Here is a 12,404-nt window from a genome sequence, read left to right on the forward strand (position 1 = left end):
CTGTGAAAGTGTTATGGCAAGGATGGCTTAAGTTACAAGCCATCCTGGAAGGCTACGATTTAGCAAAATCTCTTGAGCCAGACTTGTGATCAAGAGACAGCATAAAGCGCCTTTTTTAATGAGTCGCTTTTAGTGACGGTTAATTTTAAAGTCGAGTTGTACCTGAGAAATAGCGCTAACGGGTTTACCATTTTCGAACTTTGGTGCGTAACGCCATTGCTCAACAGCTGCTTGGGCTGACTTTTCAAATGCGTTGCCACCTTCAGAACTAAGCACTTTTAGGTTTTTTACAAAGCCTGCGGTGTCTACCTCAAACTCCATAACAACGCTACCATCGGTACTAAATCGGGCTTTATGCGCTGGATATTTAGGATTAACACGATAGAGAGGTGTTTGCTCTTGTGATTCTTTCCATGGCACCATTTGAGCGATAGCTAGGCAATGTTTAGTTGCTTCCTCGCTTTTACCTTGTTTTTCGTACAGACCCACAAGTTTTGAATGAGCAGTTAGCTCAGCACTGTGATCAAAGCTTAAGTTATCGTCAAATGCAGTAACTATATTATTTAAGCGCTCAATTGCTCGGTTATATTTTTTACTACCTTCGGCAAATGAGGCTATTAAAAAATTGGCTTTAATTTGTTCTACCGAGCTACTCGGAATATTTTCACGGTAGTATTCGTCGGCTTCTTCTAGGTAGTTTTTAGCTACGCGATATTTTTTAGAGCTAAACTTTTTAGCAAGCAGCGTTGCCGCTTCTAGTTTCATGTCGGCTACAAACTTAGGCTTATTTTGTGTTTTAGCTATTTCAATTACTTGTTCTAAAAAGTTAGCTGCTTTGTAAGCTGATGTTGTGTAGTTAGCTTGGCCGAGTAGTGCATCAATTGTTTCTATTGATAGTTTACCGTGGTTTGCAGCTAAAATAGTATGGGCTTCGTTATAGAGTGCAAAACGCTGTTCGTTTAGCTCATCGCCGTAGCCTTTTATTGCTTTAGCGTAATTAATAGCTAAGTTGGCAGTATTGTCGTCGCTTTTACCGTAAACGGCTTTACCTGATGTGTAAGCAAGTTTGGCAGTTTGTTGTACGTTTTTGTCTGCTTTAACTGCTGCTAAATAGCTTTGGTATGCTTGGCTAAATACCGTTTGAGGATCGCTTGCTTGGCTGGCGAGTGCTGTAGTACTTAAAGTTGTTGCGCTTAGAGCAGATAAACTTAAGCCTATAAATAAAGCGAGTTGCTGACGTTTCATAATAATCCCTATTAACTTTTAAATTGAAACTAGGTTGACGTAATTACAACAGTTTCTTATTAATATAATTTTTGACTGAATGGTAAAACTACTTAAAGGCGTTCAAAATACAGTTCAGCTTGAGTTGTTGCATTTACAGGTTTTCCATTTTTAAACTTTGGAGCGTAACGCCATTGTTTAACAGCGGCTATCGCTGATTTTTCAAACGCTTTAGAACCTTCAGAACTAATAACCTTAGGATTTTTCACAAAGCCATGGGTATCAACAGTAATCTCTAATATAACTATTACATGACTTTTAGTTTCACCGCGAGGGTATATAGGCTCGGTTATGTAGAGTGGATTTTGCTCTGAGGTATTTTTCCAGTGCGTATTTTTAGCAAAGGCTAAGGCGTGTTTAGTCGCTTTATCGCTTTCATCTTGTTTTTCATATAGCTGAACTAAGCCAACATGCGCATTAAGCTCAAAGCTTTGATCTAAATTTTTATATTTATCAAATAAGCCAACTATACGCTTTAGCCTTTTAGTTGCTTTGTCGTAATCTTTACGGCCACTCTCAAATGAAACCATTAAAAGGTCAGACTTTATACGCTCTACTGCATTATCAGGTAGCTGGGCTTGGTAATATTTATCTGCATCTTGAGCGTATTTTTTCGCTAAAGAATATTCGCTATGGCTAAACCCATAAAGTAATGTTTCTGCAGCTTCAAATTGCATATTAGCGACAAGGCCAGGGTCATTTTGTAATTCAGCGATTTTAATGAGTTGCTTAAAGTTTTTGACTGCGGTATCTGATTTATTCGTATGAGTGGCTTTGGCTAGTAGCGTATCCATAGTCTCTATTGAGTTTTCGCCATAGTTTTTAACTAAAATACGGTGGGCCTGTGAATACAAATCAAACCGTTTCTCTTCATTACCATACCCTATAGCCACAAGGTTCTTTGCAACATAACTGTTGATGGCTTTAGCGTAGTTAATAGCAAGCTTTGCCGTTTCATTGCTATTTTCTCCATATAGAGCGAGCCCTTTTTGATAAGCAAGTTGTGCTTCTTTTTCAGCTTGTTCTTTGGCTGCAACGAATGCTGAGTCAGTTTCTTCGGCGTTTGCAGATACAACTTGAATGCTATTTACTTGGTTTGCGAAAGTGTAGTTAGCAAAGGCTAATAAGCTTAATCCTATTGATATGGCGAGCTGTTGGTGCTTCATAATAATCCCTATTATTTATTAGCCCATAAAATTACCAAAACTATCAAGGTCTGTCATTATTTTAGGTAAATTAAAGTAAACAAGCGAAGTTGTAATATTCGGGTTATTAATTGCTTAACAATCATTGAAAATAACGCCTGTCGTCGCCATATAATTGCCATAAACAGTCTTGTACTACGGTGTATTTATCCTATTTTGTGATATTATCACTTTATTGTCGTGTCGTAGTTATTTAAATATTTGGATTTGTCGTGGCGCAAGTAAGAGCAAGAGTCCAGCTTAATGTTGGCAGAAATAGTGATATCCCTGCAGAAATAATCTCATTTACTGATTTAAAAGATGGCAAAGAACATATTGCTATGGTGTTTAACAACGCTGATACAGAGCAAAATGTACCGCTTATTCGTATGCATTCTGAGTGTTTAACAGGTGATGTATTTTACTCATCGCGTTGTGATTGCGGCGAGCAGCTAAATGAATGTATTGAAATGATGCACGAGCAAGGCGGTATTTTATTGTATTTACGCCAAGAAGGTCGTGGCATTGGTTTATACAACAAAATTGATGCTTACGTATTGCAATCGCAAGGTATGAACACCTACGAAGCTAATAATCATTTAGGCTTTGCTGATGATTTACGTGACTTTTCGGATGCTGTGTTAATGCTTAATGCGCTTAATTTAAGCCACGTTAAATTAATGACCAATAATCCTAAAAAGCTCAACGCATTAAAAGATGCCGGTATTAATGTTGACTCGGTTGTGGGCACGCATGCGCACATTAAAGCGGGTGTTGCGGGTAATAAATCGTACCTAGAAACAAAAATTAAGCATGGCGCGCATATGTTAGATATTAAGAAAATTAAAAAACCTTAATCATTTAATTACGTTTCGTCTATTAATACCCCCTCACGCCAAGTTATACTTGGCGTGTTTCGTTTTAAATTAAGAGCAAGTATGTCTACACAATTACGAATTTTTAAAGCCGATGCAGGGCTAAAGTGGTTAAAAGCCGGATGGCTTATTTTTAAAACCCAGCCAGCAACCTTTATTTTTATGCATTTATTTATTGGCATTGTAGGGCTGCTGTCTTTATTTTTACCTTTACTGCAAGTTGTGGCAGCGCTAGCTACGCCATTTTTAACCGCAGGCTTTTACCAAGCGGTGCTTAGTAAGCAGCAGGGCGGAAAAATTATGCTAGCCGATATTCTCAAGCCATTTACGGCTAAGGGAAATCGTTTAGGGTTACTACGTTTAGCACTTTACCAAATGGGTGCGGGCATTTTAATGGCGCTACTCGCTAATGGCTTATTTGCCGATGCAGTGGCTGTTATGAGCCAACCAGGACTTGATCCAAATGTAGCACTTGAGCAAATGCTTGATAGTATTTCGGGCGCGAATGTCATTTTGTTTTTTATGGCAATGCTAATTTACTTAACAGCGTTTGCTTACGCTGTACCGCTTGTTTATTTTAGTAAAGAAACACGTATTTTAACGGCACTTAAAAAATCGTTAATGGTGTTTTATCATAACATTTTGCCACTTGGCGTTTTTGGCCTTATTTGCGCATTATTTATGGCGCTTTCGATGTTCTTATCGTTCTTACCACTGTTGATTTTAATGCCAATTTGCTACATTAGCTTTTTTGTATCTTATCAAGCCATTTTTATGCCTGTTGTACCACCAAGTGACGACATTAATGTTAAGCCACTTAGCAGTGAAACAAGCGGGCGTTTTGACGCTTAATGGATGATAAATTAAAGCAAAAACTAAAAAACTATGTACTTTGGTTACTAGGGCGCCAAGAATATTCGCGTCGTGAGTTAACGCTTAAGCTACAGCAAAAAGAAGCTACAGAAGAGTTTATTGAAACGCTGCTTGATTGGTGCGAAAAGCATAATTTTATTAACGAGCAGCGATACTGTGAAGGCTTTGTAAGAAAACACATATTTAAATGCCACGGGCTTAAGCGAATACAAAGCGAAGCTATGGGCAAAGGGATTGATCGTTCGCTACTTGAATTGGTAGTAGAGGAGCTTGAAGTAGATTGGTTTGAGCTTGCGCAGGATGCGTACAATAAAAAATATTCGAATACACCGCCAGATCTCGATTACAAAGACAAAGCTAAGCGCGTGCGCTACTTAATGTATCGGGGTTTTAGCTACGATGAAATTAATTTTGCAATGCAAGCACAGTAAATACAGGTGAGACTTTCAAATGCAGCACATGACTACCGCACAAATTAGGCAACAGTTTTTAGACTTTTTTGCCAGCAAACAACACCAAGTTGTACCTTCAAGCTCGCTTATTCCGGGTAACGATGCCACGTTGTTATTTAACAATGCCGGCATGGTGCAATTTAAAGATGTATTTTTAGGCGCAGAAAGCCGCCCTTATACACGTGCGACTAGCTCGCAGCGCTGTGTACGTGCTGGCGGTAAGCATAACGATTTAGAAAATGTGGGCTACACTGCTCGCCACCATACATTTTTTGAAATGTTAGGTAACTTCAGCTTTGGTGATTACTTTAAGCAAGAAGCTATTAAGTTTGCATGGGAGTTTTTAACTGAAGAAGTAAAACTACCAAAAGAAAAGCTTTTAGTAACTATTTACCACGATGACGAAGAAGCGTTTGAATACTGGTCAAAAGACATTGGCTTATCTGAGGATCGTATTATTCGTATTGCTACCTCAGACAACTTTTGGTCTATGGGGGATACCGGTCCGTGTGGTCCGTGTTCTGAAATATTTTATGATCATGGCGAACACATTTGGGGCGGACCTCCGGGCTCTCCAGAGGAAGATGGCGACCGTTTCATCGAAATTTGGAACCTTGTATTTATGCAATACAACCGTCAAAGCGACGGTACAATGTTGCCTCTACCTAAGCAATCTGTTGATACGGGAATGGGCCTTGAGCGTATTTCTGCTATTTTGCAGGGCGTGCATTCAAACTACGAAATCGATTTATTCCAAGGCTTAATTGCCGCTGCTGCAAGTGTTACTAATGCACAAGACATGGACGATAAATCACTACGTGTAGTAGCGGATCATATTCGTTCGTGTGCGTTTTTAATCTCAGACGGTGTTATGCCATCTAACGAAGGCCGTGGTTATGTACTACGCCGTATTATTCGTCGTGCTGTGCGCCACGGTAATAAGTTAGGTGCACAAGGTTCGTTTTTCTATAAATTAGTTGCTGCGCTAATTGAGCAAATGGGTCAAGCGTACCCTGAGCTTGCTAAGCAACAAGAAATTATTGAAAAAGTATTACGCATTGAAGAAGAACAGTTTGGTAAAACACTTGAGCGTGGCTTAGCTATTTTAGAAGAAAGCTTAAGCGACCTTAAAGGCGATATTATACCGGGCGACTTAGTATTTAAACTTTACGATACGTATGGTTTCCCTGCTGATTTAACAGCCGATGTTGCGCGTGAGCGCCAGATGACAATTGATCATCGAGGCTTTGAAGAGTGTATGGCTGTACAACGTAAAACAGCGCAGCAAGCAGGTAAATTTGGTGCAGATTACAATGACCAATTAAAATCAGATAAACACACTGATTTTAAAGGTTACGACAGTACACATTACAGCGCGACCGTTATTGAAATTTTTGCCGGTGGCGAAGCTGTTCAGTTATTAGAAGATGGTCAACAAGGTATTGTAGTACTAGACCGCACACCGTTTTACGCTGAATCAGGCGGTCAAACGGGTGACACGGGTACTATTACAGTTGCTGGTGGCGAATTTAATGTTACTAATACCACTAAGCTTGGTAATGCTTTTGCTCACCACGGTACTGTACAAGGCCGTATTGGTGTTAATGACAAAGTTGACGCAACTATTGATGATACGCGCCGCGACAGCATTAAGAAAAACCACACAGCTACGCATATTTTACACGAAGCATTACGCCAATTATTAGGTGACCATGTAGGCCAAAAAGGCTCGCTTGTTCAGCCTGATCGTTTACGTTTTGACTTTTCGCATTTTGAAGCGGTTACTAAAGATGAGCTACGTGAAATTGAGCGTGTAGTTAATGACGAAATTCGTCGTAACTTTGCACTTAATACTGAGCTTATGGCTATTGATGATGCTAAAGCGAAAGGTGCTATGGCATTGTTTGGCGAAAAGTACGATGACGAAGTACGTGTAGTTACTATTGGCGACTACTCTATTGAGCTTTGTGGTGGTACTCACGTTGAGCGCGCTGGCGATATTGGTTTATTCAAAATTGTATCTGAAAGCGGTATTGCCGCAGGTGTTCGCCGTATTGAGGCCGTAACTGGTGCAGATGCTGTAGCGTACGTTAGCGAGCAAGAGCAACAACTTAGCGATGTTGCAGCTTTAGTTAAAGGCGATAGCGCATCGGTACTTGAAAAAGTAACTGCGTTGCTTGAAAAATCTAAAGGCCTTGAAAAGCAAATTGCACAGCTTAGCGATAAGCTAGCAAGTGCAGCGGGCGCGTCTTTACTTGATTCGATTGTTGAAATTAATGGCGTTAAGCTACTTGTAGCAAACGTTGAAGGTACTGAATCTAAAGCGCTTCGCGGTATGGTTGATGACCTTAAAAACAAGATTGGCTCAGGTGTTATTGCACTGGGTGTTGCCAGTGGCGACAAAGTAAGCCTAATTGCCGGTGTAACTAAAGACTTAACAGGTAAAGTAAAAGCCGGTGAGTTAGTTAACCATATGGCAGGTCAAGTAGGTGGTAAAGGTGGCGGTCGTCCAGATATGGCACAAGCTGGTGGTAGTGAGCCACAAAATCTTGCTGCTGCACTAGATAGCGTTACAGCTTGGTTAACTGAGCGTACTTAAGCCTAAGTGGCGCTTATTGTTCAAAAATTCGGTGGCACTTCGGTCGGCTCAATAGAGCGAATTGAAGCGGTCGCCGACCTTGTTGTTAAAACCAGACAACAAGGACATCAAGTGGTTGTGGTTCTCTCTGCTATATCGGGAGAAACCAACCGCTTAATTAACCTCGCCAAACAAATTGATACTCGCCCGAGTAGCCGTGAACTAGATGTACTTATTAGCACCGGAGAGCAGGTTTCTGTATCACTGCTTGCTATGGCTATTATCAAACGTGGTCATTCAGCTGTAAGCTTATTAGCCGATCAAGTCAATATTCTAACCGACAATATGTTTGGTAAAGCCCGTATTGAAGACGTTGCCGCTACACGTTTAAAGCATGAGCTTGAGCATAACCGCATTGCTATTATTGCTGGCTTTCAGGGGCGTGACGTTGAGGGCAATATTACAACGCTTGGACGCGGCGGCACCGATACATCGGCTGTAGAAATAGCAGCGGCTATAAAAGCCGACGAATGCCAGATCTATACAGACGTTGATGGCGTATATACTACAGATCCTCGTGTTGAACCTAACGCGCGCAGAATGAGCCAAGTTACTTTTGCCGAAATGCTAGAACTGGCAAGTTTAGGCGCAAAAGTTTTGCATATTCGCTCGGTAGAAGCTGCAGGTAGACACAATGTGCCACTTAGGGTGCTTTCTAGTTTTAATCCTGATGAAGGCACATTAATAAGTTTTGAGGAGAACGATATGCCAAGCAAGGTGGTATCGGGGATTGCGTTTAATCGTGACGAATGTTTAATTAAAGTAGATGGTGTGCCAAGCGGTACGCAATATCTTTCAAAAATATTGAAACTTTTTGCTGATAATGGCATCGAAATAGATATGATTAATCAAGTTAATCATATCTTTGAAAAAATAGACTATGCTTTTACTGTGCACTCGAATGATTATCTGCAAGCACTTGAATTATTGAGCGAAGATCAAGCTCAACTCAGTGCTCAAAATATAAGCGGATTACCAACAGTAGCTAAAGTTTCTGCTGTTGGAATGGGTATGAAATCGCATTCTGGTGTAGCAAGTTTATTTTTTGATGCATTAGCGCAGGAAAATATTAATGTAGTTTTAGTCTCGACTTCTGAGATTAAAATTTCAGTTTTAATAGATGAAAAGTACCTAGAGTTGGCAGTTCGTGCATTACACAAAGCATTTTTAACAGAAAATGGATAGATTGAGAGTTTTTACTTACTTTTCAGTCTAATTTTCATTAGTATGTTTAAGCGGAATCTTATAATTTTTATTGGAACATGGGAGCAAGAGAATGCTAATACTAACTCGTAGAGTAGGTGAAACCCTAATGATTGGTGACGAAGTAACAGTTACTGTTCTAGGTGTTAAAGGAAATCAAGTTCGAATCGGTGTTAATGCACCAAAAGACGTATCAGTGCATCGTGAAGAGATTTACATGCGCATACAAGCTGAAAAGTCGAACCCTAATCCGGGCAATGCTTAATCAACACGTATACGTAGTTGAGTAATTAGCTCAACTAGACTAAAAGCCACTCACTGAGTGGCTTTTTTGTTTATAAAAGCGAGTATTTCAGGGGTTAGTATTTGTTTTGAAATGTACTGCATTCCGCTTTTATTTTTAATAATAATACCTTGCTGAGTATCTATTACTTCGCTTATGTTTTGCCAAGTTAGCTCAAAACTTTTGTAATGATTAGCCGACTTAATGCCTTCTTCATCAAAGGTAAGTGTTACCTCAGAGCCTGACGCTCTGCTGAGCATTTGTCTGGTTACCCACCAAGGTCTGCGATAGTAAAAAGCGACGCACTCTAGTACACCTAGCATGATCATAAACGATCCTAAGTAATGATCGTTTAAAACATAAATGCCAAATAAACCAAGCGCAACGAGGAGTACAAGTAAAAAGTACTTAGGTTTGGCGCGCTTACTGTAGGGGAGTGACTCGTCAAAGCACTCGTAAAAGTAAGGTTTATCTAGTGTGTAGGTTGTTGTAAATGCCATATTGCCTTGCTTTAAATATCGTTTTTTTTATTTTAACAAGCTAACCGCTAAATGAGCAGCTTTATAGTCAGTGATTTTATTACAGACACAAAAAAACGGCCCTAAGGCCGTTTTTTAGCGATACAAGAAGAATTAACAGTTAGTTTCTTCAGCGTTTACGCCTTCTTTAACATTTTCACATGCATCTTCTACTTTGTTTTGCACGTCAGTTACTGCTTCGTCAATACGTTCGCCTGCGTCTTCTGCATGATTGTCTTCACAACCCATGATAAAGAAACTTGCGAATAGACCGATTAGTGCTGCTTTTACAGTTGTTGAATTCATAATGTAATTCCTTGTAAGTGTTAATTAAATTTTAGTGTTTGTTAGTTGAATGCTTTATCTACCTGGGTGATTTACCACGTAGTGCACCTGAAACTAATGAGATCACTAAAAGTACTAAAAATATAAAAAATATAATTTTTGCTATACCAGCTGCGGCACCTGCGATGCCACCAAAACCTAACACTGCAGCGATTAAAGCAATAACTAAAAATGTAATTGTCCAGCGTAACATTGTTTTCTCCTTGGTTATCAAATTTGCTCACAATAACTAATGCCAGTTATATGCCAAAGTTTATTTTTGTTTTATATCAAATGGTTATGGTTTTTAACTGTGTTTTTAGTTATTAGTTAGTTAGTAATTTTTACGCTTTGTTATGTAAGTTATTCACACTGTTACAAGTTACCGGTAAATATTCACTAAAAATAATCTTTTTGGTAAGACCAATTAACAATTGGTGTGTGTTTTTGTACTTATTATAAAATTTGGCGGTTATTTTTATTAAGTTGAATAGTTAATTAACAACTTCCATATAACTATTAGCTATAGTCGTTATTTTCTGTATGTATTGTAGGGCCCATGATTGCTGGGTTATGGCATGTAAATTTGTTGAGTGTTATGTTGTTTATAGTTTAATTGGTTTTACCAATTTACAAGATGTAGACAAAGCGACTAGTTTTGTTATTATCCAGTGAATAAATATTTAATTAAATCGATTTTTTATTTTCGATATGGGTTTCAAGGGGGAGAAAAATGGATATAGGTGCTCTACTCACAACGGCTGGTAGCTTAATGCTAACTGGTATGGTTGGGGTGTTTGTATTTCTGTCGATATTAATTGGTGCAGTAACGCTTATGTCTAATTTGGTGACGCGCTATAGCGAACCAGAGGCATCACCAGCTAAATCACCGTCTTTTAAATCTCAAGGTGTGCCTAATGAGCACATCGCTGCTATTAGTGCTGCCATTGCTCAGTACAAATCAAATAATAAATAAGGGGCACACACATGGCTAAATTAAAATTAACAGAATTGGTATTACGCGATGCGCACCAATCATTGCTCGCAACACGTATGCGCCTAGACGATATGCTACCTATTGCTAGCAAGCTAGATGATGCAGGTTATTGGTCTATTGAATCGTGGGGCGGTGCTACATTTGATTCGTGTATTCGTTATTTAGGCGAAGATCCTTGGGAGCGTATTCGCGCGCTTAAAAAAGCGATGCCTAATACTAAACAGCAAATGCTATTACGCGGTCAAAACCTATTAGGCTACCGCCATTACGCTGATGATGTAGTTGAAAAGTTTGTAGAACGCGCACATAAAAATGGCGTTGACGTATTTCGTATTTTCGATGCAATGAACGATGTACGTAACCTAGAAACAGCGATTAAAGCGGCTATAAAAGTAGGCGCACATGCTCAAGGTACTATTTCGTACACGGTAAGTCCTGTTCATACGCTTGATATGTGGCTGACTCTTGCTAAGCAATTAGAAGATTTAGGCTGTCACTCAATTTGTATTAAAGATATGGCGGGTTTATTAAAGCCGTACGATGCTGAAAAACTAATTAAAGCACTTAAGGAAACCGTGTCGGTTCCTATTGCTATGCAGTGCCACGCTACAACTGGTTTAAGTACTGCGACTTATCAAAAAGCGATTGATGCAGGCATTGATATGCTTGATACCGCTATTTCATCTATGAGTATGACTTACGGACACACAGCAACTGAAACTATTGTATCGATAGTTGAAGGAACTGAGCGCGATACTGACCTTGATTTAAATCATCTAGAAGAAATTGCTGCTTACTTTAGAGATGTACGTAAAAAATATGCGGCATTTGAAGGTAGCTTAAAAGGGGTTGATGGTCGTATTTTACTAGCTCAAGTACCTGGTGGCATGCTTACAAACATGGAAAACCAACTTAAAGAGCAAGGCGCGGCAGATAAGCTTAATGAAGTTTTGCTTGAGATCCCACGGGTACGTGAAGATCTTGGTTTTTTACCTTTAGTAACACCCACGTCGCAAATTGTAGGCACTCAAGCAGTACTTAACGTGCTAACCGGTGAGCGTTATAAAACAATTACTAAAGAAACTGCTGGCGTATTAAAAGGTGAATATGGCTTAACACCAGCACCAATGAATAAAGAGCTACAAGAGCGTGTGCTTGATGGAGCAGAGGTTATTACTTGTCGCCCTGCAGATAACATTGCACCAGAGCTTGCAACGCTTGAAGCTGAATTATTAAAAGAAGCACAAGAGCAAGGTTTAACACTTGCTGATGAGCAAATTGATGACGTACTAACTTATGCATTATTTCCGCAGGTTGGTTTGAAATTTATTAAAAATCGTAATAACCCTGATGCATTTGAGCCTATTCCTACCGTTGAAGATAAGAGCAATAAGGCAGCACCAAAATCAGGATCAAATAATAACAGCGTTAAAGCTGAGCAATACAGCGTAAAAGTAGATGGTAAAGTTTACGACGTAGTAGTGGCGCAAGGTGGTGAGCTAAAAGAAGTAACATTAAAAGACTCTGAGCACATTCCTCAGTCTGCTTCAGTTGCATCAGGTGAAACACTTAATGCACCGTTAGCAGGTAATATTTTTAAAATTAAAGTAAAAGCTGGGCAAGTTGTTAATGAAGGTGATGTAGTGATTATTATGGAAGCCATGAAAATGGAAACTGAAATACGCGCAATGCATACCGGAACTATTGCCGAAGTGTTGGTTGGTGAAGGCGATGCTGTAACTACCGGCGACGCTATGATTGCATTAGCTTAGG

General features: G+C 39.5%; 13 protein-coding genes. 8 read left to right on the forward strand and 5 right to left on the reverse strand.

Annotated elements, in window-relative coordinates:
• Positions 1-129: 129 nt before the first annotated feature.
• Positions 130-1,245, reverse strand: a complete 1,116-nt coding sequence (locus tag I6F54_RS19050; protein WP_197142704.1) for an energy transducer TonB — start codon at positions 1,243-1,245, stop codon at positions 130-132.
• A gap of 92 nt (positions 1,246-1,337) precedes the next feature.
• Positions 1,338-2,450, reverse strand: a complete 1,113-nt coding sequence (locus I6F54_RS19055; protein ID WP_197142705.1) for an energy transducer TonB — start codon at positions 2,448-2,450, stop codon at positions 1,338-1,340.
• A 251-nt stretch (positions 2,451-2,701) separates the two neighbouring features.
• Between I6F54_RS19055 and I6F54_RS19060 the strand changes: the two genes are divergently transcribed.
• The 6 genes from I6F54_RS19060 to csrA all read left to right on the forward strand — a co-directional run bounded on the left by I6F54_RS19060 (position 2,702) and on the right by csrA (position 8,774).
• Positions 2,702-3,325 carry a GTP cyclohydrolase II gene (locus tag I6F54_RS19060; protein ID WP_197142706.1) on the forward strand — a complete coding sequence of 208 codons (624 nt, stop codon included), beginning with the start codon at positions 2,702-2,704 and terminating at the stop codon, positions 3,323-3,325.
• 81 nt (positions 3,326-3,406) lie between these two features.
• Positions 3,407-4,195 carry a BPSS1780 family membrane protein gene (locus I6F54_RS19065; protein ID WP_024600767.1) on the forward strand — a complete coding sequence of 263 codons (789 nt, stop codon included), beginning with the start codon at positions 3,407-3,409 and terminating at the stop codon, positions 4,193-4,195.
• Positions 4,195-4,647, forward strand: coding sequence for a regulatory protein RecX (locus I6F54_RS19070; protein WP_121954069.1), 453 nt, complete (start codon positions 4,195-4,197; stop codon positions 4,645-4,647). Before I6F54_RS19065 ends, I6F54_RS19070 begins: the two co-directional genes overlap by 1 nt.
• Before the next feature lie 19 nt (positions 4,648-4,666).
• Positions 4,667-7,267, forward strand: a complete 2,601-nt coding sequence (alaS, locus tag I6F54_RS19075) for an alanine--tRNA ligase (RefSeq protein WP_197142707.1) — start codon at positions 4,667-4,669, stop codon at positions 7,265-7,267.
• Positions 7,268-7,273: 6 nt separating this feature from the next.
• Positions 7,274-8,491: an aspartate kinase gene (locus I6F54_RS19080; protein WP_197142708.1), complete on the forward strand. Its 1,218-nt coding sequence runs from the start codon at positions 7,274-7,276 to the stop codon at positions 8,489-8,491.
• A gap of 91 nt (positions 8,492-8,582) precedes the next feature.
• Entirely contained in the window at positions 8,583-8,774 is a 192-nt protein-coding gene (csrA, locus tag I6F54_RS19085; RefSeq protein WP_004587515.1) for a carbon storage regulator CsrA, read from the forward strand.
• Positions 8,775-8,824: 50 nt separating this feature from the next.
• Here the strand turns inward: csrA and I6F54_RS19090 are convergent, their stop codons facing one another.
• From I6F54_RS19090 to I6F54_RS19100, 3 genes are all read right to left on the reverse strand, one after another.
• Positions 8,825-9,292 (reverse strand): YcxB family protein, encoded by a 468-nt coding sequence (locus I6F54_RS19090; protein ID WP_165727244.1) that lies wholly within the window; start codon positions 9,290-9,292, stop codon positions 8,825-8,827.
• Positions 9,293-9,424: 132 nt separating this feature from the next.
• Positions 9,425-9,616: a hypothetical protein gene (locus tag I6F54_RS19095; protein WP_007378921.1), complete on the reverse strand. Its 192-nt coding sequence runs from the start codon at positions 9,614-9,616 to the stop codon at positions 9,425-9,427.
• Positions 9,617-9,674: 58 nt separating this feature from the next.
• On the reverse strand, positions 9,675-9,848 hold the full coding sequence (locus tag I6F54_RS19100; RefSeq protein WP_002961939.1) for a DUF1328 domain-containing protein: 174 nt from the start codon (positions 9,846-9,848) through the stop codon (positions 9,675-9,677).
• A 519-nt stretch (positions 9,849-10,367) separates the two neighbouring features.
• On the opposite strand from I6F54_RS19100, the gene I6F54_RS19105 reads away from it, so the two are divergent.
• On the forward strand, positions 10,368-10,610 hold the full coding sequence (locus I6F54_RS19105) for an OadG family protein (protein WP_007583814.1): 243 nt from the start codon (positions 10,368-10,370) through the stop codon (positions 10,608-10,610).
• Positions 10,611-10,621: 11 nt separating this feature from the next.
• A complete protein-coding gene (gene oadA, locus I6F54_RS19110; RefSeq protein ID WP_165722092.1) occupies positions 10,622-12,403 on the forward strand; it encodes a sodium-extruding oxaloacetate decarboxylase subunit alpha in 1,782 nt (593 codons plus the stop codon).
• Position 12,404 lies beyond the last annotated feature (1 nt).

Origin of the sequence: Pseudoalteromonas sp. SWXJZ10B (assembly GCF_015864475.1) — a bacterium.
GTDB lineage: Bacteria > Pseudomonadota > Gammaproteobacteria > Enterobacterales > Alteromonadaceae > Pseudoalteromonas > Pseudoalteromonas arctica.

Coding starts and splice junctions, on each gene's coding strand:
- I6F54_RS19050 (WP_197142704.1), bottom strand. CDS start 1,245: ATGAAACGTCAGCAACTCGCTTTATTTATAGGCTTAAGTTTATCTGCT.
- I6F54_RS19055 (WP_197142705.1), bottom strand. CDS start 2,450: ATGAAGCACCAACAGCTCGCCATATCAATAGGATTAAGCTTATTAGCC.
- I6F54_RS19065 (WP_024600767.1), top strand. CDS start 3,407: ATGTCTACACAATTACGAATTTTTAAAGCCGATGCAGGGCTAAAGTGG.
- I6F54_RS19070 (WP_121954069.1), top strand. CDS start 4,195: ATGGATGATAAATTAAAGCAAAAACTAAAAAACTATGTACTTTGGTTA.
- alaS (WP_197142707.1), top strand. CDS start 4,667: ATGCAGCACATGACTACCGCACAAATTAGGCAACAGTTTTTAGACTTT.
- csrA (WP_004587515.1), top strand. CDS start 8,583: ATGCTAATACTAACTCGTAGAGTAGGTGAAACCCTAATGATTGGTGAC.
- I6F54_RS19090 (WP_165727244.1), bottom strand. CDS start 9,292: ATGGCATTTACAACAACCTACACACTAGATAAACCTTACTTTTACGAG.
- I6F54_RS19095 (WP_007378921.1), bottom strand. CDS start 9,616: ATGAATTCAACAACTGTAAAAGCAGCACTAATCGGTCTATTCGCAAGT.
- I6F54_RS19100 (WP_002961939.1), bottom strand. CDS start 9,848: ATGTTACGCTGGACAATTACATTTTTAGTTATTGCTTTAATCGCTGCA.
- I6F54_RS19105 (WP_007583814.1), top strand. CDS start 10,368: ATGGATATAGGTGCTCTACTCACAACGGCTGGTAGCTTAATGCTAACT.
- oadA (WP_165722092.1), top strand. CDS start 10,622: ATGGCTAAATTAAAATTAACAGAATTGGTATTACGCGATGCGCACCAA.